Source organism: Pseudomonas sp. MF08831, assembly GCF_059862645.1.
Genome location: NZ_JCBCUX010000004.1, coordinates 197,514 through 219,999, shown reverse-complemented (window position 1 = coordinate 219,999; position 22,486 = coordinate 197,514). Strand labels below are relative to the sequence as shown.

At 61.4% G+C, this 22,486-nt stretch carries 19 protein-coding genes; 12 read left to right on the top strand and 7 right to left on the bottom strand.

Features of this window, described 5'->3' with window-relative positions:
- Positions 1–98 precede the first annotated feature (98 nt).
- Positions 99–932: a nucleoside-binding protein gene (locus tag AC19YS_RS10050; RefSeq protein ID WP_200623165.1), complete on the bottom strand. Its 834-nt coding sequence runs from the start codon at positions 930–932 to the stop codon at positions 99–101.
- Between the two features lie 158 nt (positions 933–1,090).
- Between AC19YS_RS10050 and AC19YS_RS10045 the strand changes: the two genes are divergently transcribed.
- Positions 1,091–2,593: a nucleobase:cation symporter-2 family protein gene (locus tag AC19YS_RS10045; RefSeq protein ID WP_119739254.1), complete on the top strand. Its 1,503-nt coding sequence runs from the start codon at positions 1,091–1,093 to the stop codon at positions 2,591–2,593.
- Between the two features lie 100 nt (positions 2,594–2,693).
- Here the strand turns inward: AC19YS_RS10045 and AC19YS_RS10040 are convergent, their stop codons facing one another.
- Together AC19YS_RS10040 and AC19YS_RS10035 are read right to left on the bottom strand one after the other, a co-directional pair.
- The gene (locus AC19YS_RS10040) at positions 2,694–3,626 is read right to left on the bottom strand and encodes a proline iminopeptidase-family hydrolase (RefSeq protein WP_106576885.1); all 933 of its coding nucleotides are present in this window, start codon (positions 3,624–3,626) and stop codon (positions 2,694–2,696) included.
- Positions 3,627–3,720: 94 nt separating this feature from the next.
- Positions 3,721–4,485 carry a LuxR family transcriptional regulator gene (locus AC19YS_RS10035; protein ID WP_200623162.1) on the bottom strand — a complete coding sequence of 255 codons (765 nt, stop codon included), beginning with the start codon at positions 4,483–4,485 and terminating at the stop codon, positions 3,721–3,723.
- A 183-nt stretch (positions 4,486–4,668) separates the two neighbouring features.
- Here AC19YS_RS10035 and AC19YS_RS10030 point away from each other — a divergent pair, with 183 nt between their 5' ends.
- Genes AC19YS_RS10030 through AC19YS_RS10005 form a run of 6 tightly spaced genes read left to right on the top strand, consistent with a single transcriptional unit; the run spans position 4,669 to position 10,826 of the window.
- Positions 4,669–5,556, top strand: coding sequence for a proline iminopeptidase-family hydrolase (locus AC19YS_RS10030; protein ID WP_200623160.1), 888 nt, complete (start codon positions 4,669–4,671; stop codon positions 5,554–5,556).
- A 3-nt stretch (positions 5,557–5,559) separates the two neighbouring features.
- Positions 5,560–6,507: an ABC transporter permease gene (locus AC19YS_RS10025; RefSeq protein WP_119739260.1), complete on the top strand. Its 948-nt coding sequence runs from the start codon at positions 5,560–5,562 to the stop codon at positions 6,505–6,507.
- A complete protein-coding gene (locus AC19YS_RS10020) occupies positions 6,504–7,361 on the top strand; it encodes an ABC transporter permease (protein ID WP_119739262.1) in 858 nt (285 codons plus the stop codon). Before AC19YS_RS10025 ends, AC19YS_RS10020 begins: the two co-directional genes overlap by 4 nt.
- Positions 7,358–8,314 carry an ABC transporter ATP-binding protein gene (locus AC19YS_RS10015; protein ID WP_448199042.1) on the top strand — a complete coding sequence of 319 codons (957 nt, stop codon included), beginning with the start codon at positions 7,358–7,360 and terminating at the stop codon, positions 8,312–8,314. The genes AC19YS_RS10020 and AC19YS_RS10015 overlap by 4 nt, the downstream gene beginning before the upstream one ends.
- A complete protein-coding gene (locus tag AC19YS_RS10010; RefSeq protein ID WP_179678010.1) occupies positions 8,311–9,330 on the top strand; it encodes an ABC transporter ATP-binding protein in 1,020 nt (339 codons plus the stop codon). Before AC19YS_RS10015 ends, AC19YS_RS10010 begins: the two co-directional genes overlap by 4 nt.
- Positions 9,312–10,826: an ABC transporter substrate-binding protein gene (locus tag AC19YS_RS10005; protein ID WP_500601600.1), complete on the top strand. Its 1,515-nt coding sequence runs from the start codon at positions 9,312–9,314 to the stop codon at positions 10,824–10,826. The genes AC19YS_RS10010 and AC19YS_RS10005 overlap by 19 nt, the downstream gene beginning before the upstream one ends.
- Before the next feature lie 152 nt (positions 10,827–10,978).
- Here the strand turns inward: AC19YS_RS10005 and AC19YS_RS10000 are convergent, their stop codons facing one another.
- From AC19YS_RS10000 to AC19YS_RS09985, 4 genes are all read right to left on the bottom strand, one after another.
- Positions 10,979–11,719, bottom strand: a complete 741-nt coding sequence (locus tag AC19YS_RS10000; protein WP_448201769.1) for a YciK family oxidoreductase — start codon at positions 11,717–11,719, stop codon at positions 10,979–10,981.
- A 177-nt stretch (positions 11,720–11,896) separates the two neighbouring features.
- A complete protein-coding gene (mupP, locus tag AC19YS_RS09995) occupies positions 11,897–12,568 on the bottom strand; it encodes an N-acetylmuramic acid 6-phosphate phosphatase MupP (RefSeq protein WP_106576876.1) in 672 nt (223 codons plus the stop codon).
- 4 nt (positions 12,569–12,572) lie between these two features.
- Entirely contained in the window at positions 12,573–13,271 is a 699-nt protein-coding gene (gene ubiG / locus AC19YS_RS09990) for a bifunctional 2-polyprenyl-6-hydroxyphenol methylase/3-demethylubiquinol 3-O-methyltransferase UbiG (protein WP_003189760.1), read from the bottom strand.
- A 63-nt stretch (positions 13,272–13,334) separates the two neighbouring features.
- Positions 13,335–14,666, bottom strand: a complete 1,332-nt coding sequence (locus AC19YS_RS09985; protein WP_106576875.1) for a TRZ/ATZ family hydrolase — start codon at positions 14,664–14,666, stop codon at positions 13,335–13,337.
- Positions 14,667–14,775: 109 nt separating this feature from the next.
- On the opposite strand from AC19YS_RS09985, the gene mtnA reads away from it, so the two are divergent.
- From mtnA to hisC, 5 genes are all read left to right on the top strand, one after another.
- Positions 14,776–15,846 (top strand): S-methyl-5-thioribose-1-phosphate isomerase, encoded by a 1,071-nt coding sequence (gene mtnA, locus AC19YS_RS09980; RefSeq protein ID WP_500601597.1) that lies wholly within the window; start codon positions 14,776–14,778, stop codon positions 15,844–15,846.
- A gap of 424 nt (positions 15,847–16,270) precedes the next feature.
- Positions 16,271–18,928, top strand: a complete 2,658-nt coding sequence (gene gyrA / locus AC19YS_RS09975; RefSeq protein ID WP_106576873.1) for a DNA gyrase subunit A — start codon at positions 16,271–16,273, stop codon at positions 18,926–18,928.
- 231 nt (positions 18,929–19,159) lie between these two features.
- On the top strand, positions 19,160–20,245 hold the full coding sequence (serC, locus tag AC19YS_RS09970) for a 3-phosphoserine/phosphohydroxythreonine transaminase (protein WP_106576872.1): 1,086 nt from the start codon (positions 19,160–19,162) through the stop codon (positions 20,243–20,245).
- Positions 20,245–21,339 (top strand): prephenate dehydratase, encoded by a 1,095-nt coding sequence (pheA, locus tag AC19YS_RS09965; RefSeq protein ID WP_003172650.1) that lies wholly within the window; start codon positions 20,245–20,247, stop codon positions 21,337–21,339. The genes serC and pheA overlap by 1 nt, the downstream gene beginning before the upstream one ends.
- Before the next feature lie 9 nt (positions 21,340–21,348).
- Complete coding sequence (hisC, locus tag AC19YS_RS09960; RefSeq protein WP_448193290.1) at positions 21,349–22,461, top strand: histidinol-phosphate transaminase; 1,113 nt, start codon at positions 21,349–21,351, stop codon at positions 22,459–22,461.
- Positions 22,462–22,486: the final 25 nt, after the last annotated feature.

The window sequence follows — 22,486 nt, the reverse complement described above, 5'->3', positions numbered from 1 at the left end:
GCTTGCCTGCGATAGCATCGCCTCGGTGATTCCGAAGTACTCAGGTGTCTGCATCGCAGGCAAGCCAGCTCCCACAGTTGATTGGGTTTCTTCAGGGGTTAGAACGTGACTTCCATGTTCAGCGTTGGCGTGGAAGTCCGAGTCCCCCGGCCGCCGTCCACGCCGAACTTGTTGTGCCAGTACTCATAGCCCACCCCGAGATACAGGTTCGGCTTCACGTTTTTACCCGGCCGCACCGCCACCATCAGCGCGGTGCGCATCAGCGTTTCTGGCGCGGTGTCGCGGCCATGGTAGTCCTCGCCTTTGTCCCCGACGTAATTGATAAAACCCTGGAATTTCGCCGCATGGTTGGCGATGTCGAACGGGCGCATCCACGTCAGGTTGAGCATGTAGGTGTCGTCAAACGTATGGTTTGACTCCTGCGCGCCGGGGATGCCGGTGTGGTTCTTTTCCTTGTAGTACATCAGGCTCAGGTCCAACACACCGACCGTGTTGAACTTCAGCGTCGGGCCGATCACGAGTGCGCGCTTTTTGGCTGAGGCGACGTTGTTGTTGCGGTTGGCATCAAAGCCCAGTGTCAGCGCGTAATCCTTGATCAACCCAGTGCCGAGCGGCACATCAAACACCCGCGATGCATACAGTTGATGCCGGTAAACGGCGTAGACCTCACTGCCGCCATGGTCGGTGCCCTTGCGCGGGTCGTGGCTGTCGGACAGGAACACATCCAGGTTCAGGTAGTTGCTGCCGTATTGGTAGCCACTGGCGTGGGTAAAGCTGTAGATGCGTTTGCTGAAATCATCGGGGTTGTTCGGATTGGTGAAGTGTTGGCCATAGCGAAATCCTACGCTGTTGTTCATCCATTCCACCGCGACAGCCTCCCCACCGCCGAGAAGGGTCAATGCAACGGTTGCGCCCTGTAATGCCTTTTTCATTGTTTTAGGTCCTTTGGCGTTCTGGCTCATGACGGCCGGATTGTTTTTGTAACGCCGATGGAGGGTATCTTGTTCGATTGATTGTATACAACTCTATGGACATGCAGTCCAAACATTGCATACAGTGTTCGCACAACAAAAACAGAGAACCCCTCACCATGACTATCCCGAAGGCGTCACCGCAGCGGCCAGAAGATGAGAATCTTGGCACCGCCGCCAACATGGCTTACGGCCTGCAGCATGTGCTCACCATGTACGGCGGCATCGTTGCCGTGCCGTTGATCGTCGGCCAGGCGGCCGGTTTGTCGCCGGCGGATATCGGCCTGTTGATCGCCGCGTCGCTGTTTGCCGGTGGCCTGGCCACGCTGTTGCAGACCCTGGGCCTGCCATTTTTTGGCTGCCAGCTGCCGCTGGTGCAGGGCGTGTCCTTTGCCGGTGTGGCGACCATGGTGGCGATAGTCGGCAGTGATGGCGCCGGCGGACTACCGGCGATTCTCGGCGCGGTGATGGCCGCGTCGTTTATCGGCTTGCTGATCACGCCGGTGTTCTCACGGATCACCAAGTTTTTTCCGCCGTTGGTCACCGGCATTGTGATCACCACCATTGGCCTCACACTGATGCCAGTGGCGGCACGCTGGGCCATGGGCGGCAACAGCCGCGCGGCGGATTTCGGCAGCATGGCCAATATCGGCCTCGCCGCGTTGACACTGGTGCTGGTGTTGCTGCTGAGCAAGATCGGCAGCGCGGCCATTTCGCGGCTGTCGATTCTGTTGGCGATGGTGATCGGCACTGTGATCGCGGTGTTTCTGGGCATGGCGGATTTCTCCGGTGTGGCCCAGGGGCCCATGTTCGGCTTTCCCACACCGTTCCATTTCGGCATGCCGACCTTTCATGTGGCGGCAATCATTTCCATGTGCATCGTGGTGATGGTCACCCTGGTGGAAACCTCGGCGGACATCCTCGCGGTGGGCGAGATCATCGACACCAAGGTCGATTCCAAACGCCTGGGTAATGGTTTGCGCGCCGACATGCTGTCGAGCATGTTCGCGCCGATCTTCGGTTCATTCACCCAAAGCGCGTTCGCCCAGAACGTCGGCCTGGTGGCAGTGACCGGGGTAAAGAGCCGCTTTGTGGTGGCCACGGGCGGGGTGTTTCTGGTGGTGCTGGGGCTGTTGCCGTTTATGGGCCGGGTGATCGCGGCCGTGCCGACATCGGTGCTCGGCGGCGCCGGGATCGTGCTGTTCGGCACCGTGGCGGCCAGTGGTATTCGCACGCTGTCCAAGGTGGATTACCGCAACAACATGAACCTGATCATCGTGGCCACGTCTATCGGCTTCGGCATGATCCCCATCGCGGCGCCGAACTTCTACGACCACTTCCCTACCTGGTTCGCGACCATTTTCCACTCGGGCATCAGTTCGTCGGCGATCATGGCGATCCTGTTGAACCTGGCGTTCAACCACTTCACCGCGGGTAACTCGGACCAGCAGTCGGTGTTCGTGGCGGGCACTGAGCGCAGTTTGTGCTTCCACGATGTGGCGGCATTGCGCGATGGGGATTACTTCAGCGGCGGCAAGTTGTTTGATGCTGAAGGGAAAGAGATTCCGGTGGTGGCTGACGTGCCAAGGAAGGCCGTAAAACCTGAAACCACCGAAGTCTAAAAATGTGGGAGCGGGCTTGCTCGCGAATGCGCTGGATCAGTCGAAACCTTCATTGACTGACACCCAGCATTCGCGAGCAAGCCCGCTTCCACAGTGGGAATTAGCCCGCCTTGAGGACGTTGTGCGGCACTGAGCACACCTCATCCAGAAACTTCACCACGGTCCCCATGCACGCCTGGCGCTCTTCCACGTGGGGCATGTGGCTGGAATCTTCAAACAGCGCCCAGCGCACGTCCGCGATCTCATCCAGAAACGGCTTGACCACCAGTGGCGTCGCCTCGTCGTGTCGGCCGGAAATCACCAGAGTCGGCACATTGATCGCCGACAGGCGGCCAATCACATTCCAGTCCTTGAGGCTGCCAATCACGTGAAACTCGGTCGGGCCGCTCATGGCGTGGTACACCGTCGGGTCGGCGTCCACCGCTGCGAAGGTGCGGGCCACTTCTTCCGGCCACGGGATGACGCGGCACACGTGCTGGTCATAAAAAATCCGCGAGGCGGCGAGGTATTCCGGGTCCTGGTAGGTGCCGGCCTGTTCGTGTTTGAGCAGGGTTTCGTGCACGCCTTCAGGCAGCAGTTGGCGCAGGCGGTTGGCTTCGCTGACCCACGTGCGCATGCAGGTGGGCGAGTTGGCCGGGATAAACGCGCGCAAGCCCTTCGGCTGCAGAATCGCGTGCTCGCTGCCGAGCATGCCGCCCCAGGATTGCCCGAGGATCGCGTAGTTGTCGCTGATCTGCAGGTGGTCCAGCAAGTTGTTCAACTCTTCAAGGAACAGGCCGATGGTCCAGAACGACGGGTCTTTGTCCGGCAAATGGGTGGAGCGGCCATTGCCCAACTGGTCGTAGTGAATCACCGCATGGCCGCTGGCAGCCACGTCTTTGAAGGCGTCGACATAGTCATGGGTGCAGCCGGGGCCGCCGTGGATGATCACCAACGGTGTACGGCCGGTGGTCAGGTCGCCAGTGACGCGGTACCAGGTCTGGTAGGCGCCGAATGCCGCATAACCTTCGCGGACTTTCTCGATGAATTCCATTTCGTACCCTGCTCTGAAAAAAAAGGATCAGGGATACGATAGTCCGCACACGAGGTTTAAGTAACTAGCAAAACAGCTAGGTTTTGCCGAAGGTTCAGTCTTCCAGCAAGCGGTAATGCGTGGCGCGAACCACCGCCTGCACGCGGTTCTTGGCCCCCAACTTGTGCATCGCCGACGCCAGGTGCAGGGTGACCACCGCCAGCGAGCGGCTCAACTGGGTGGCGATTTCGGCAGCGGTCAGGCCATCGGCAGCCCATTTCAGGCATTCACGCTCGCGTTTGGTCAGGCGAATATGCGGGTAAGTGCGCAGCTCTTTGCTGAACAGCGGGTAGGCCGCTTCCTGCAGGGCATGGGTGATCAGGCTGAAGTCCGCCAGGGTCTGCTGCGCATCCTTCAACACCGTGCTGGCCTTGCCGGTGCGCAAGCCGGTGAGTGACGCGAAACCACCGCGAGGCAGGTGAATCGGCACGCTGACGCCGCAGGTCAGTTGGCGCTCATGCAGGTAAGAAGACACGGGGGCGTGGCAGGGGTCGATGATTTTCTGCAGTGCGGTCTGGGCTTTTGCCTCGTAGGACCATACGAACGGGGACACCGTGCTCAGGGCCAGGTGTTGCACCGGGTCGATCTGGTAAAACCCTTCGCTGCACCATAACGCATGCCAGTCGGGCGGCGTGTTGCGCAGCTCCAGCACCGAGGGCGTGATCAGCGAGCCGTCTTGGTCGATGGGCACCGGCGTGTAGTCGTACACCAGCGCGTCGAAGCCCAGTTGCTGGGCCAGGATAAAGGTATTGTCCATCTGTTCATCCAGGCTCCTGCCCGGCATCAGACGATTATTGAAGGCAGTCAGCCTGGTCAGCATCCGTTCTGCTCCCGAATTCATTTGAATCTCGACTTGCGGCAAGTAGAATGCCACGCCCCGGCGAAGGACTGCCAGGCCAAACCTATAAGAAATACTAGGTTATGGACGCACGGCATCCTCGGTAGTGTTGGCCTGATAAACGGCCGCTACCCGCCAGGCCGATACAACACAAGGAATGTATGCATGTGGCGTGAAATTGCCCCCGACCAGCAGTACAACGTGCAAGTCGACGGCCATAACCTCGTGGTCTACAGCTTTGGCGCTGGCGATGAGGTGCTCTTGTGCCTCAATGGCGGCCCGGGCCTGCCGTGTGACTACTTGCGCGACGCCCATGGCTGGCTCAAAGCGCATAACCTGCGAGTGGTTGCATTCGACCAGCTTGGCACCGGCGCATCAGCCAGACCGACTGATGTTTCCTTGTGGGAAATCAGCCGTTATGTCGAAGAAGTCGAAACCGTGCGCCAGGCCCTCGGCCTGGGCCGCGTGCACCTGCTCGGGCATTCCTGGGGCGGCTGGCTGGGCATCGAATACGCCATCCATTACCCCGATGCGCTGAAAAGCCTGATCCTCGAAAACACTGTCGGCGACATCCCGCACCTGTCCCAGGAACTCGAACGCCTGCGCGGCGCCCTCGGCAGCGAGACCGTGGCCATGATGCAGCGTCATGAAGCCATGGGCACCCTGGACCACCCGCAGTACCAAGCCGCCATCACCTTGCTCAACTACCGCCACGTCTGCCGCCTGGATGAATGGCCGGAGCCGGTCAAGCGCTCGCTCGGCGACTGGAACATGGGCCCGTACGAAACCATGCAAGGCCCCAACGAATTCCTCTACATCGGCAACCTCAAGGACTGGAACCGCATCCCCGAGATGGCCGAGTTCAAGATGCCGATCCTGATCACCACCGGCCAGCACGATGAGCTCACGCCCGCCTGCGCGCATCGCATGAAGCGGGCCGCCAGGCATGCCGAGTTGCACGTGTTCCCCAACAGCAGCCACATGCCTTTTTATGAGGAGCCCCACGCGTACTTCCCGGTGCTGCTGGACTTCCTCGCGCGTCACCGGGGCTGACGGATGAACCTGGCGCGCTACCGTTTTGTGCTGTCCCGGCCGCTGCAATTGCTGCCGGTGCTGTTTGGCATCAGCCTGATCACCTTTGTGCTGGTGCGCTCGATCCCGGGCGACCCGGCCCGGGCCTTGCTCGGCTCGCGCAGTACGCCGGATGCCTTGCTGAAAATCCGCGCCCAATACGGCCTGGATCAGCCGTTGTGGCTGCAATACTTCTACTTCCTCAAGAACCTGCTCAAGGGCGACCTCGGCCAATCGCTGCTGTACAAAGTCGATGCCTTGAAGCTGATCGTCACCCGCATCGAGCCGACCCTGGTGCTGGTGCTTGGCAGCGTGCTGCTGGCGCTGGTGATTGCGCTGCCGTTGGCGACGTGGGCGGCGCGTAATAAGGGCGGATGGGCGGACAACCTGATTCGTGTGTTCACCACCGTCGGCCTGGGCATGCCGGCGTTCTGGCTGGGCTTGATGTTGATTCTGTTGCTGAGTGTGAAGTGGGGCCTGTTCCCGGTGTCTGGCTACGGCCGCACCTGGCTGGACAAGGCCCACCATATGCTGCTGCCGTGCCTGACCATCGCCCTGGCGCTGTCGGCGGTGCTGGTGCGCAACCTGCGCGCGAGCATGTTGATGGAATTGCAGGCCGATCACGTCACCGCCGCGCGGGCGCGTGGGCTGTCGGAGGCCGCCGTGTTCCGTCGGCATGTGTTGCCCAATTCGCTGGTGCCGGCGGTCAACCTGCTGGCGGTGAACATCGGCTGGCTGATCAGCGGCACGGTGGTGATCGAAAGCCTGTTCGCGATTCCCGGTATCGGCCAATTGCTGGTGCGCGGCATTTTCACCCGTGACTACATGGTGGTGCAGGGCGTGGCCATGGTGCTGGCCTGTGCGACGGTGGTGGTCAACTTCGTTGCCGACGTGGTGACGGTGGCCCTCGATCCACGGGTGAAGATGCAATGAGCGGCCGCCCACTGATTGCTCCGTGGCGTTTGCGCCTGCGTTTTGGTTTTCGCAATGGCCGGCTGACGGCGGCGTGGGGCCTGCTGATCCTGCTGGTGTGGTTGGCCCTGGCGCTGTTTGCACCGTGGCTCGCACCCTTTGACCCGATTGCGCAGAACACGGACATCAGTTTGCTAGGGCCTGGCCTGGCGCACCCGTTCGGCACGGATAACTACGGCCGGGACATCCTTTCGCGCGTGATCTGGGGCGCGCGCATCGACCTGCAACTGGCCATTGTCGGGGTGATTTTCCCGTTCATGATCGGCACCTTTGTCGGCGCGGTTTCGGGCTACATCGGCGGGCGCTTCGACAGCTTCTGCATGCGCGTGATCGACGTGATCCTGGCATTCCCGTTTCTTGTGCTGATGCTGGCGATCATGGCGATCCTTGGCCCAGGTTTGAAAAGCTTTTATATCGCCATGGCGCTGGTGGGCTGGGTGTCGTATGCGCGGCTGATCCGCTCGCAGATCCTGGTGCTCAAGGAAAGCGAGTTTGCGCTGGCCGCCAAAAGCCTGGGCTTTGGCCATGGGCGCATTCTGTTCCGGCATTTGCTGCCCAACGCCATGTTCGGTTCGATTGTGTTTTCCATGTCTGACGCCGTGCTGGTGCTGCTCAATGGCGCCGCCGTGAGTTACCTGGGCCTGGGCGTGCAACCGCCGACCGCCGAGTGGGGCACGATGGTGGCCGAAGGGCAGGCGTTTATCACCACGGCCTGGTGGATTTGCACGTTTCCGGGCCTGGCCATCGTCACGCTGGCCATGGGCTTCAGCCTGCTCGCCGATGGCGTGGCGCAAGTGTTGGGGGATCGCGCATGAGCCTGCTGCAAGTGCGTGACCTTAGCGTGATCGCCCACAATGCCGGGCGCGATGTCACCTTGGTCGACCGCGTGTCCTTTGATTTGGCCGAGGGTGAAATCCTTGGCCTGGTGGGCGAGAGCGGCTCGGGCAAGACCCTGGCCTGTCGCGGGTTGATGCGCCTGCTGCCATCGCCCAACTTGCGCGTGCAAGGCGCTGCCGTGCGCCTGGCCGGGCAGGACCTGTTGACGCTGGACGAGGCCGGCATGCGCGCCGTGCGTGGCGGGCAACTGGGCATGATTTTCCAGAACCCCAGCAGCCATCTGGACCCGTTGATGCGCATCGGCGAGCAGATCGCCGAGGGCATTCGCCTGCACCAGGGCGCGTCGAAAAAAGATGCGCGCCTGCAAGCCATCGACGTGCTGCGCCAGGTCGGCATTCCCGATCCCAAGGCGCGGGTCGATAACTACCCCCACGAGTTTTCCGGCGGCATGCGCCAGCGCGCGATGATCGCTGTGGCGTTGGGCTGTAATCCTGAAGTGCTGATTGCCGACGAGCCGACCACCGCCCTCGATGTCACCGTACAGGCGCAAATCCTGCGCCTGTTACTGGAGCTGCGCGATCAGCGCGGCCTGTCGATCATCATGATCACCCACGACCTCGGTGTGGTGGCGCAAACTTGTGATTCCATCGCGGTGATGTACGCCGGGCGCCTGTGCGAGCATGGCAGCAAATACGAGTTGCTGGCCAACCCGCAGCACCCGTACACCGCCGGCCTGATTGATTGTCAGCCTGCCCACAGCAGTGGGCACGCGTTGCTGCGCACGATTCCCGGCCAGCCGCCGTTGCTGGACGCATTGCCGCAAGGGTGTCGCTTCAACCCGCGCTGTGCGCAGGCGGGCGCCTTGTGCACGCAGTTGTTGCCCCAAGGGGCGCGGGTGGCGTGCCACTATCCCTTGGGAGACCGATCATGAGCCTGTTGCAGATCAAGGACCTTGAGGTGCGTTTCGCGGCGCCCGGTACGGGCCTGTTTGGCCTGCATAAACAGTGGGTGAGGGCGGTCAATGGTGTCTCGCTGAACCTGGCCGCCGGTGAAACCCTTGGGCTGGTTGGCGAGTCCGGCAGCGGCAAGAGCACGCTCGGCCGGGCGATCCTGCACCTCAACCCGATCAGCGCCGGCCAGGTGCTGTTCGATGGCGTCGACATGGCCCATGGCAGCGCTATCGATATCGCCCGCCTGCGCCATGAAACCGCGATGATCTTCCAGGACCCGTACGCCGCATTGAACCCGCGCCACACCATCGGCGAAACCCTTGCCGAAGTGTTGCGCGTACAGCGCAAAGTGGCGCCGCAGCAGATACCGGCCCGCGTGAATGAACTGCTCGATCTGGTCGGCCTGCGCCCCGAATTGGCCAGCCGCAAACCCGGCTCTTTAAGCGGCGGCCAGTGCCAGCGTGTCGGCATCGCGCGGGCGCTGGCGGTGGAACCGCGCTTGATCATCGCTGATGAATGCGTGGCGGCGCTGGATGTGTCGATCCAGGGCCAGATCATCAACCTGTTGCTGGAACTGCAGCAGCGCATGAACCTGGCGATCCTGTTTATCGCCCATGACCTGGCCATCGTGCGGCGCCTGTGCGACCGCGTGGCGGTGATGTACCTGGGCAAAATCGTCGAGGAAGGCCCGGTGGAAGCGGTGTTTACCGCACCGCGCCATCCGTACACGGCGGCGCTGATCGAGGCGATCCCCGAGATCGATCCGCATCGGCCGTTGCCTGCAGAACCTTTGCCCGGTGAGCCACCGAGCCCGCTGAATTTGCCCACAGGCTGCGCCTTTCACCCGCGTTGCCGGTACGCCCGAACGATGTGTTCCGTGGTGTTGCCGCCGACGCATTTCCTGCACGAGCATCGATACAGTTGCGTGCTTGAAGCACCACTCACCCCTTCTGCCATTCATGAACAAGGAGTTATGACATGCAATCGCGCCACTTGAAGTTGCTCGCCGCCGCTACGTTGACCGCGTGGTCCCTTACTGCCGGCCTGGCCCAGGCCGCCGGTGTGCTGACCATCGGCTGCCGTGAAGACAGCACCACGTTTGACCCGATCAAAAGCGCGCAAAACCGCGACACCTGGGTGTTCGCCAACGTCTACGACACGCTGGTGCGCGTGGATAACCTGGGCACCAAGATGGAGCCGGGCCTGGCAGAAAGCTGGGACATTTCCAAGGACGGCCTGACCTACACCTTCAAACTACGCGACGCGAAGTTCTCCGACGGCTCGCCGATCACCGCCGACGACGCAGCGTTCAGCCTGCTGCGTATCCGCGACAACAAGGCCTCGTTGTGGAGCGACCCGTTCAGCCTGATCAACACGGCCAAGGCGTCGGACCCACACACCCTGGTCGTCACCCTGAAGACTCCGGCTGTAGCCTTCCTCTCGCAATTGGCGTCGCCGACGGTGTCGATCCTGTCGGAAAAAGCCATGACCAAGATGGGCGAAGACGCTTACTCGGAAAACCCGGTGACGTCCGGCGCGTTTACCGTGGACGAGTGGCGCAAGGGCGACCGGGTGATTCTGAAAAAGAACCCGAACTTCTGGCAGGCCAACAACGTGAGCCTGGATGGCGTTGAGTGGGTATCGGTCACCGACGACAACACACGCATGCGCATGGTGCAGAACAACGAGCTCGACACAGCGATCTTCGTACCGTTCTCCCGCGTGGAAGAACTGAAAAAAGACAAGAACGTGGTGATCCACTCCGATCCGTCGACCCGCGAAGACCACTTGCTGATCAACCACACCCACGGCTTGCTGGCCAAACCGCAAGTGCGCGAGGCGCTGGACATGGCCATCGACAAACAATCGCTGGTCAAGACCGCCACTTACGGTCAGGGCACCGTAGCCTATTCCTACATCCCGAAAGGCTCGCTGTACCACTACGCCAACAACCTGCAACGCCCGTATGACCCGACCGCCGCCAAGAAGCTGCTGGAGGCGGCCGGTGCCAAGGACTTGAAGCTCAACTACGTGGTCAACGCCGGCAACGAAGCCGACGAGCAGATCGCGGTGATCATCAAGGACCAATTGGCAAAGGTCGGCGTGACCGCCAACCTGCAGAAAGTTGACCCGACTCAAAGCTGGCAGATGCTGGTAGACGGTGAGTACGATATTTCGGTGATGTACTGGACCAACGACATCCTCGACCCGGACCAGAAAACCACTTTCGTGCTGGGTCACGACACCAACCAGAACTACATGACCCGCTACAAGAACGACAAGGTCAAGGAGCTGGTGGCGGCTGCGCGGATCGAGGCTGATCCGGTCAAGCGTGAGCAGATGTACATCGAGTTGCAGAAACTGGCAAAACAGGATGTGAACTGGATCGACCTGTACTACAGCCCGTACATCAACATCTCACGCAAGAATGTGAGCAACTTCCTGCAGAACCCGCTGGGGCGTTTCACCCTGGAAGAAGTAGTGAAAAACTAACCCCCCCAGATACACCGCAAAACAATGTGGGAGCTGGCTTGCCTGCGATGGCATCCACTCGGTATGTCAGATACACCGCGGTGATGCCATCGCAGGCAAGCCAGCTCCCACTTAAACTCGGTTCCACAGTTTGATTTGTGCTGTGTCAGGTTTTACTGCGCATCAAACGCCTGACCATTGACGCCGGCGCTGTCCGGCCCCATCAGGTACAGATACACCGGCATGATGTCTTCCGGCGCCGGCCTTTCCATCGGGTTTTCGCCTGGATACGCCTGTGCACGCATGCTGGTGCGCGTGCCGCCTGGGTTGATGCTGTTGGAACGCACCGACGCGATATCCTCCAACTCATCGGCCAGGGTTTGCATCAAGCCTTCAGTCGCGAACTTCGACACGCCGTACGCGCCCCAGTAGGCACGGCCCTTGCGCCCGACGCTGCTGGAGGTGAACACCACCGACGCATCCTGGGACAGCTTGAGCAGCGGCAGCAGCGTGCTGGTCAGCATGAACATTGCGTTGACGTTGACGTGCATCACCCGCATGAAATTCTCACCGGACAGCTGCTCGATCGGCGTGCGTGGGCCGATGATCGAGGCGTTGTGCAGCAGGCCGTCGAGGCGGCCGAACTCCTTTTCGATCATCGCGGCCAGCTCATCGTATTGATGGGGCAGGGCGGTCTCGAGGTTGAACGGGATCACCACCGGTTGCGGTTGGCCTGCCGCTTCGATTTCGTCATACACCTGAGCCAGGTTGGCTTCCGTTTTGCCCAGCAACAGCACGGTAGCGCCATGGGCGGCGTAGGTTTTTGCCGCCGCCGCGCCAATCCCGCGACCGGCGCCGGTCACCAGGATCACCCGGCCTTTGAGTAATTCTGGACGTGCGCAGTAATCAAACATAAATAGCCTCGACAGAATTCAAGATGTTACAGCTCTTGAAGTGGAATCCATTTCAGGTGGGAGCTGGCTTGTCTGCGATAGCACAGTGCCTGTCTCCAGATGGGCTGGCTGGCAGACCGCTGTCGCAGGCAAGCCAGCGCCCACATTGATCTCAGTGTTGGCGAGATCGTCTAACAATCAGCAACTGCACAGTGCGTTATCCAGCACCTTGCGCAGCTCCAGCGGGTGGTCCACGACCACGTCGGCGCCCCAGTTGCGGGGGTTGTCGTCCGGGTGGATGTAGCCGAACGTGACCGCTGCGGTGCGGGTGCCGGCGTCGCGGCCGGACTCGATATCGCGCAGGTCATCGCCCACGAACAGCACGCTGGCCGGGTCCAGGTCGAGCATCTTGCACGCCAGGATCAGCGGCTCCGGGTCTGGCTTGCTGTTCTTCACGTGATCCGGGCAGATCAGCAGCGCCGAACGCTCGGCCAGGCCCAGTTGCTGCATGATCGGTTCGGCAAAGCGCAGCGGCTTGTTGGTGACCACGCCCCAGACCAGGTTGGATTTTTCGATGTCCTGCAGCAGTTCTTCCATGCCGTCGAAGAGCTTGCTGTGGATCGCGCAGCCCTTGAGGTAGCGCTCCAGAAACTCCAGGCGCAGGGCTTCAAAGCCTGGGGATTCCGGGTCCATCGAGAAGGTCACGGCAACCATCGCCCGCGCGCCGCCGGAGATTTCATCGCGGATGTGCTGGTCGTTGATCGGCGCCAGGCCGCGGTCGGCGCGCATCGCCTGGCAGATCGCGATGAAGTCCGGCGCGGTGTCCAGCAACGTACCGTCCATATCGAAGAGAACCGCTCGCAACTTCACAGGCTTACTCCTCGCGCAGGGTCTGGATCATGTAGTTGACGTCAACGTCGTTGGCCAGCTTGTAGTGCTTGGTCAGCGGGTTGTAGGTCAGGCCGATGATGTCTTTGACGGTCAGCCCAGCCTGGCGGCTCCAGGCGCCCAGCTCGGAAGGGCGGATGAATTTCTTGAAGTCGTGGGTGCCGCGCGGCAGCAACTTCATGATGTATTCGGCGCCGATGATCGCGAACAGGTAGGCCTTGGGGTTGCGGTTGATGGTGGAGAAGAACACCTGGCCGCCTGGCTTGACCATGCGGAAACAGGCGCGGATCACCGAGGAGGGGTCTGGCACGTGCTCGAGCATCTCAAGGCAGGTGACCACGTCGAACTGCTCGGGCATTTCCTCGGCCAGGGCTTCGGCGGTGATCTGGCGGTATTCCACGCTCACGCCGGATTCCAGCTGGTGCAGTTGCGCGACGGCCAGTGGGGCTTCGCCCATGTCGATGCCCATCACGGTGGCGCCACGCTGGGCCATCGCTTCGCTGAGGATGCCGCCGCCACAACCGACGTCGAGTACCTTTTTGCCGGCCAGGTTGACGCGTTCGTCAATCCAGTTGACCCGCAGCGGGTTGATGTCATGCAGGGGTTTGAACTCGCTTTCGCGGTCCCACCAGCGGTGAGCCAGGGCTTCGAATTTGGCGATTTCGGCGTGGTCGACGTTGCTCATGGTGAATCCTCTAAATCTGATAAATCGGTTTGCAGGTGTTCAAGCGTAGGTGCAAACCCTGCGTTATTCGCTGTGCCCGCTGATGCGTTGGCCCCAGGCAATGGCCGTGGCGGTCAACTGTTGTTCATCCATGCGGGTCAATTGCCGGTCGTCGAGCAACTGCTTGCCGGCGACCCAAAGGTGTTTCACGCAATCGCGTCCGGTGGCATAGATAAGCTGTGAGACCGGATCGTAGATCGGTTGTTGCGCCAGCCCCGAAAGATCAAAGGCCACGATGTCGGCAGCCTTGCCGACCTCCAGCGAGCCAATCTCGCTTTCCAGGCCCATGGCGCGCGCGCCGTTGAGCGTGGCCATGCGCAGGGCGCGGTGGGCGTCCAGGGCGGTGGCCGAACCGGCGACGGCTTTGGCCAGCATGGCGGCGGTACGGGTTTCGCCCAGCAGGTCGAGGTCATTGTTGCTGGCGGCGCCGTCGGTGCCGATCGCCACGTTGACGCCAGCCTGCCACAGGCGCTCCACCGGGCAAAAGCCGCTGGCCAGTTTCAGGTTCGATTCCGGGCAATGGATGACGCTGGTGTTGCTTTCTACCAGCAAAGCCAGGTCGTCCTCGCTGATTTGGGTCATATGAACGGCCTGGAAGCGTGGACCGAGCAGGCCGAGGCGGCCCAGGCGCGCCAGCGGGCGTTCGCCGGTCTGCTCGACGGCTTGCTGCACTTCGAAGGCGGTTTCGTGCACGTGCATGTGGATCGAGGCGTCCAGCTCTTCGGCAATTATCCGGATTTTTTCCAGGTTTTCATCGCACACGGTGTACGGCGCGTGGGGACCGAAGGTGATCCGGATGCGCGGATGATGCTTGAGGTCGCCAAACAGCTCGACGCCCTGGCGAATCGCCTCGTCGGCCGTGCTGGCGCCGGGAATCGGGAAGTCGAGGATCGGAATCGCGATCTGCGCGCGCATGCCGCTGTTGTGCACGCAGTCGCTGGCGACCTTGGGGTAGAAGTACATGTCGCAGAAGCAGGTGATGCCGCCCTTGAGCTGCTCGGCGATGGCCAGGTCGGTGCCGTCGCGCACGAAGGCTTCATCGACCCACTTGGCTTCGGCGGGCCAGATGTGTTTTTCCAGCCAGGTCATCAGCGGCAGATCGTCGGCCAGCCCGCGAAACAGGCTCATCGCCGCATGGCCGTGGGCGTTGATCAAGCCCGGGCTGAGCAGCATGCCGGGCAGCTCGCGCACCTCGGTGGCGGCCAGCTTCAATGCCGCGGCCCGTGGCCCGATAAAGGCGATGCGACCATCGCGGATGCCCAGGCCATGTTCCTTGAGCACCACGCCGGCAGGTTCGACAGGTACCAGCCAAGTCGGCAGCAGCAATAAGTCGAGCGGGGCGGCAGTGGAGGTCATCGCAGGCTTCTTCCCGGGCAGCTATAAAAGAAGGGCGAAGTATACCCGAGCGTCCTGGCTGGCGGATCGCTATAATCGGCGGCTTTTGTTCATGAGTGCGGGGTAAGGGATGCGCGACCGACTGTTAGCAGCGGAGAAAGTGAAGGCCATCGAATGGCGTGATGGCGCGCTGCACCTGCTCGATCAGCGTGCCTTGCCGTCTCGGGAGTCCTGGGTTGCCTGCACCACTGTGGTTGAAGTGGCCGATGCCATACGCACGATGGTGGTGCGCGGCGCGCCGGCCATTGGTATCAGCGCCGCCTATGGCCTGGTGCTCGCCGCGCGTGAACGCATCGCTGAAGGCGGCGACTGGCAGGCCGCGTGGGAAGAAGACTACGCACTGTTGGCTGACAGCCGTCCGACAGCCGCGAACCTGTTCTGGGCCTTGAAGCGCATGCGCGATCGCCTGGATCGCATCAAGAAGCGCGCCGACCCGCTGGCGGCGCTGGAAGCGGAAGCGATTGCGATCCATGAAAGTGATCGAGAGGCCAATGTGGTCATGGCCCAGTTGGGCCTCGAGCGGATTCGCAAGCACCAGGGCAACGCCCAGGCGATCCTGACCCACGGCAATGCCGGCGCACTGGCCACAGGCGGGGTCGGCACGGCCCTGGGGGTGATACGCGCCGCGTTTCTTGAAGGGTTGGTCGAGCATGTCTATGTCAACGAGACGCGCCCCTGGCTGCAAGGTTCGCGGCTGACGGCGTGGGAGCTGGCAGGCGAGGGTATTGCGGTCACGGTGAATGCTGACTCGGCTGGCGCGCATATCCTCAAGACCAAGGGCGTGACCTGGGTGGTGGTCGGCGCCGACTGCATTGCCGCCAACGGTGATGTGGTCGGCACGATCGGCACGTATCAGTTGGCCGTATGCGCGATGCACCATGGCGTGCGCTTTATGGTGGTGGCGCCCAGCTCGACACTCGATTTGATGATGGCCACGGGCGAAGACGTCGCCCTGGAGGAGCGTGATCCCGGTGAGTTGCTGGACGTCATGGGGCAACAGTTGGATGTGGCAGCTTTGAATCCCGTGTTCGACGTCACCCCGGCTGATCTGATTGATGTGATCGTGACCGAAAAAGGCATCGTCGAGCGCCCGGACACCGCCAAGCTGGCCAAGTTGATGTGCCGTAAGCGCCTGCATTGAGGGGGGTTGGTGACTGTCAGGCTGCTATCGGGGGCAAGCCCCCTCCCACATTTTGACTGTGTTCACACGTCGAGTGTGGGAGGGCGCTTGCCCCCGATTGGCCTTATAAGTCAATAAAACCCTTGGATCTGCCCTCAAAAAACAGCACCACCCCACCTCTGAGCCCCTCTCGTCGCCCTCAGGCCCGTCATCCGTCAACTAACTATGCTCCATGCGCATCTGGGGGATAGGTGCGTGGCGGCGATTGTGATAACATCCGGCGGTTTCCAGGGCTGCCTCAAGGGGCTGCCCATAACGTGCAGATCCGTGTCATAACTCGTTGATTTGTCGTAAGTCGTTGTCAGGCACTCTGCCGGCAGCGGCGAGCTTCGTTCGTCCCATAGGATGTGACGAGGTTTCACCCGAAAAAGGAATCAGGCTTCTCATGGGCGAACTGGCCAAAGAAATCCTCCCGGTCAATATCGAAGACGAGCTGAAACAGTCCTACCTCGACTACGCGATGAGCGTAATTGTCGGGCGGGCACTGCCTGATGCGCGCGATGGCTTGAAGCCCGTGCACCGGCGTGTGCTGTTCGCGATGAGCGAGCTGGGTAACGACTGGAACAAGCCGTACAAGAAATCTGCCCGTGTTGTCGGTGACGTGATCGGTAAGTATCACCCTCACGGCGACACTGCGGTGTACGACACCATCGTTCGGATGGCGCAGCCGTTTTCCCTGCGCTATCTGCTGGTAGACGGCCAGGGCAACTTCGGTTCGGTCGACGGCGACAACGCTGCGGCCATGCGATACACCGAAGTGCGCATGACCAAGCTGGCGCACGAGCTGCTGGCCGACCTGCACAAAGAAACCGTGGACTGGGTGCCGAACTACGACGGCACCGAAATGATCCCGGCCGTCATGCCGACCAAGATCCCCAATCTGCTGGTCAACGGCTCCAGCGGTATCGCCGTGGGCATGGCGACTAACATCCCGCCACACAACCTCGGTGAAGTCATCGACGGTTGCCTGGCGCTTATCGACAACCCCGAGCTGACCGTCGATGAGCTGATGCAATACATCCCCGGTCCGGACTTCCCGACCGCCGCGATCATCAACGGTCGCGCCGGCATCATCGAAGCCTACCGCACCGGTCGCGGCCGCATTTACATGCGCGCCCGCTCGATCATCGAAGACATCGACAAGGTCGGCGGCCGTCAGCAGATCGTCATCACCGAGCTGCCTTACCAGTTGAACAAGGCGCGTCTGATCGAAAAGATCGCCGAGCTGGTTAAAGAGAAGAAGCTGGAAGGCATCACCGAGCTGCGCGACGAGTCCGACAAAGACGGTATGCGCGTGGTGATCGAGCTGCGTCGTGGCGAAGTGCCTGAGGTGATCCTCAACAACCTCTACGCCCAGACCCAGCTGCAGAGCGTGTTTGGCATCAACGTGGTTGCACTGATCGACGGCCGTCCGCGCATCCTGAACCTCAAGGATCTGCTGGAAGCCTTCGTGCGTCACCGCCGCGAAGTGGTTACCCGCCGTACCGTGTTCGAACTGCGTAAAGCGCGCGAACGCGGTCACATCCTCGAAGGCCAGGCCGTTGCCCTGTCGAACATCGACCCGGTCATCGCCCTGATCAAAGCTTCGCCGACGCCGTCGGAAGCTAAAGAAGCGCTGATCAAGATGCCGTGGGAATCCAGCGCCGTTGTGGCGATGGTTGAGCGCGCCGGCGCCGACTCGTGCCGCCCTGAGACCCTCGACCCGCAATACGGTCTGCGTGACGGCAAGTATTTCCTGTCGCCGGAACAGGCCCAGGCCATTCTGGAACTGCGCCTGCACCGCCTGACCGGTCTGGAGCACGAGAAGCTGCTGGCCGAGTACCAGGAAATCCTCAACCAGATCGGCGAGTTGATCCGCATCCTCAGCAGCGCCGTGCGCCTGATGGAAGTGATCCGCGAAGAACTGGAAGTGATCCGCGCCGAATACGGCGATGTGCGTCGCACCGAAATCCTTGATGCCCGTCTCGACCTGACCCTGGGTGACATGATCCCGGAAGAAGAGCGCGTGGTGACCATCTCCCACGGTGGCTATGCCAAGACCCAGCCGTTGGCTGCGTACCAGGCCCAGCGTCGTGGCGGTAAAGGCAAATCGGCTACTGGCGTGAAGGATGAGGACTACATTGCTCACCTGCTGGTCGCCAACAGCCACACCACGCTGCTGCTGTTCTCCAGCAAAGGCAAAGTGTACTGGCTGAAAACCTACGAAATTCCGGAAGCCTCGCGTGCCGCCCGTGGTCGCCCGTTGGTCAACCTGCTGCCGCTGGACAGTGACGAATACATCACCACCATGCTGCCGGTCGATGAGTACACCGAAGGTCACTTCATCTTCATGGCCACCGCCAAAGGCACCGTGAAGAAGACCCCGCTGGAATCCTTCAGCCGTCAGCGCAGCGTAGGCCTGATCGCCCTGGAACTGGACGAAGGCGACGTGCTGATCTCCGCTGCCATCACCGACGGCGAGCGTGAAGTCATGCTGTTCTCGGACGGCGGCAAAGTAACGCGCTTCAAGGAATCCGACGTGCGTGCCATGGGCCGTACCGCCCGCGGTGTGCGCGGCATGCGTCTGCCAGAAGGGCAGAAGCTGATTTCGATGCTGATTCCGGAAGAAGGCAGCCAGATCCTCACCGCGTCGGCGCGTGGTTATGGCAAGCGCACCGCGATTACCGAGTTCCCGGAGTACAAGCGTGGCGGCCAGGGCGTTATCGCCATGGTCAGCAACGATCGCAACGGCCGTCTGGTCGGCGCGGTCCAGGTGCTCGATGGCGAGGAAATCATGCTGATTTCCGACCAGGGCACCCTGGTGCGTACCCGTGTAGCCGAAGTGTCGAGCCTGGGCCGTAACACCCAGGGTGTGACCCTGATCAAGCTGGCCAAGGATGAAAAACTGGTCGGCCTGGAGCGGGTGCAGGAACCGTCGGAAGTTGAAGGCGAAGAGCTGGAAGAAGGTGAGGAATTCGACGGCGAGGTGATCGCAGCTGGCGATGACAACGTCGACGAGCCAACCCTCGATGCTGCCGCAGACGAAGAAGAACCGCAGGAATAAGCGGACACACAGGGGGCGGATGAAGATTCGCCCCCTTGTTGTTTGTCCGAACGGAAATATCGACAGCTGTGGAGATCGAGTGTGGGAGCGGGCTTGCTCGCGAAAGCGGACTGACATTCACCAGAGATGTCGCCTGTTGGATCGCTTTCGCGAGCAAGCCCGCTCCCACATTGGATTGGGTGTCGGCTGATATGTTTGTGTGACTACCACCAGATCAGAGTGAGATTGGATGTGAGCAAGAGAGCCTATAACTTCTGTGCCGGTCCCGCGGCGCTTCCTGAAGCAGTCCTGCAGCGCGCGCAGGGTGAACTCCTCGACTGGCATGGAAAAGGCCTCTCCGTGATGGAAATGAGCCATCGCAGCGATGAGTTCGTGTCCATTGCCACCAAGGCCGAGCAGGATCTGCGCGACTTGCTGGACATCCCCTCAAACTACAAAGTGCTGTTCCTGCAAGGCGGCGCGAGCCAGCAGTTTGCTCAACTGCCGCTGAACCTGCTGCCCGAAGGCGGCACGGCCGACTATATCGACACCGGTATCTGGGGGCAGAAGGCCATTGAAGAGGCCTCGCGTTACGGCCACGTCAATGTCGCAGGCACCGCCAAGCCTTACGATTACTTTGCCATTCCGGGTCAGAACGAGTGGAAGCTGTCTGCGGATGCGGCCTACGTTCACTACGTCGCCAACGAAACCATCGGCGGCCTGGAGTTTGACTGGGTGCCGGAAGTGGGCGATGTGCCGTTGGTGTGCGACATGTCCTCGGACATCCTCTCGCGCCCGATCGATGTGTCCAAGTACGGCATGATCTACGCCGGGGCGCAGAAGAACATCGGCCCGAGCGGCATCCTGGTCAACATCATTCGTGAAGACTTGCTGGGTCGCGCCCGTTCGGTGTGCCCGACCATGCTCAACTACAAGGTCGCGGCTGACAACGGCTCGATGTACAACACGCCGCCGGCATTTGCCTGGTACCTCTCGGGCCTGGTGTTCGAGTGGCTCAAGGAGCAGGGCGGTGTCGCCGCCATGGGCAAGCTCAATGAAGAGAAGAAGCGCACCCTGTACGACTTCATTGACGCCAGCGGCCTGTACAGCAACCCAATCAACCTCACTGACCGCTCGTGGATGAACGTGCCGTTCCGTCTGGCTGATGACCGCCTGGACAAGCCGTTCCTGGCCGGTGCCGACGCACGTGGCCTGCTGAACCTCAAGGGCCACCGTTCGGTCGGTGGCATGCGCGCCTCCATCTACAACGCTGTCGACATCAACGCGATCAACGCGCTGGTTGCCTACATGGCAGAGTTCGAAAAGGAACACGGCTAATGTCTGAGCAAGAACTCAAGGCCCTGCGTGTACGCATTGACAGCCTGGACGAGAAAGTCCTGGAGCTGATCAGTGAGCGCGCGCGGTGCGCCCAGGAAGTGGCACGGGTAAAAATGGCGTCCCTGGCTGAAGGCGAAGTGCCGGTTTTCTACCGGCCTGAGCGCGAAGCCCAGGTGCTCAAGCGCGTGATGGAGCGCAACAAGGGGCCGTTGGGCAACGAAGAAATGGCGCGGTTGTTCCGTGAAATCATGTCCTCGTGCCTGGCCCTCGAGCAGCCGTTGAAAGTCGCGTACCTCGGCCCGGAAGGCACTTTCACGCAAGCGGCGGCCATGAAGCATTTTGGCCACGCGGTGATCAGCAAGCCGATGGCAGCGATTGACGAAGTGTTCCGTGAAGTGGCGGCCGGTGCGGTCAACTTTGGCGTGGTGCCCGTGGAAAACTCCACCGAAGGTGCGGTCAACCACACGCTGGACAGCTTCCTTGAGCACGACATGGTGATCTGCGGAGAGGTCGAGCTGCGTATTCACCACCACTTGTTGGTGGGCGAGAACACCAAGACCGACAGCATCAGCCGCATCTATTCCCACGCCCAGTCACTGGCCCAGTGCCGCAAGTGGCTGGACGCGCATTACCCGAATGTCGAGCGCGTGGCGGTGTCCAGCAACGCCGAAGCGGCAAAGCGGGTCAAGGGCGAGTGGAATTCGGCCGCGATTGCCGGTGACATGGCTGCAGGCCTGTATGGCCTGACGCGCCTGGCCGAGAAGATCGAGGACCGCCCGGACAACTCCACGCGTTTCTTGATGATTGGCAGCCAGGAAGTGCCGCCGACCGGCGACGACAAGACCTCTATCATTGTCTCCATGAGCAACAAGCCCGGTGCGCTGCATGAGCTGCTGGTGCCGTTCCACGACAACGGGATTGACCTGACGCGAATCGAGACACGCCCTTCGCGCAGCGGTAAATGGACTTATGTGTTCTTTATCGACTTCATCGGCCATCACCGCGATCCATTGGTTAAAGGTGTGCTGGAGAAAATCAGTCAGGAAGCCGTGGCACTCAAGGTGCTGGGCTCTTACCCGAAAGCGGTTTTGTGAGGCTTTAACATGAGTGGCAACTTCCTCGCCCTGGCTCAGCCGGGCGTGCAACAACTGTCGCCTTACGTTCCCGGCAAGCCCGTGGACGAGCTGGCGCGTGAGTTGAACCTGGACCCGTCGAAGATCGTCAAGCTGGCCAGCAACGAAAACCCGCTGGGCCCGAGCCCCAAGGTGCTGGCGGCGATTCGTGAGGAGTTGACCGAGCTGACCCGCTACCCGGACGGTAATGGCTTTGCCCTTAAGTCCCTGCTGGCGGAAAACTGCCGGGTCGAGTTGAACCAGGTGACCCTGGGTAACGGCTCCAACGACATCCTTGAATTGGTCGGCCGTGCCTACCTGGCGCCTGGCCTGAATGCCGTGTTCAGCGAGCACGCGTTTGCCGTCTACCCGATCGTCACTCAGGCAGTCGGCGCCGACGCGCGTGTTATTCCGGCCAAGGACTGGGGTCACGACCTGCCGGCCATGCTGGCGGCCATCGACGCCCAGACCCGCGTGGTGTTTATCGCCAACCCGAATAACCCGACCGGCACCTGGTTCGATGCCCAGGCGTTGAACGACTTCCTGCAAGACGTGCCGGAACATGTGCTGGTGGTGCTGGACGAGGCCTACATCGAGTACGCCGAAGGCAGCGACCTGCCGGATGGCCTGGATTTTCTCGCGGCTTACCCGAACCTACTGGTGTCACGCACCTTCTCCAAGGCCTACGGCCTGGCCTCGTTGCGGGTTGGCTACGGCTTGTCGACGGCGGTGGTGGCCGACGTGCTGAACCGCGTGCGCCAACCGTTCAACGTCAACAGCCTTGCCCTGGCGGCGGCGTGTGCGGCGGTGAAGGACGCGGAATACCTGGAAGAGGGTCGCCGCATCAACGAAAGCGGCATGCTGCAACTGCAGGAAGGTTTTCGTGAGTTGGGCTTGGGCTGGATTCCGTCCAAGGGCAACTTCATTTGCGTCGACCTCGCTCAAGTCGCCGCCCCGGTATTCCAGGGGCTGCTGCGCGAAGGCGTGATCGTGCGCCCGGTGGCCAACTACGGCATGCCGAACCACCTGCGTATCACCATCGGTTTGCCGGCGGAAAACAGCCGCTTCCTGGAGGCATTGGCCAAGGTTCTGGCTCGTGGTTGATGTCACTGCATTGCAACCTGCTGTG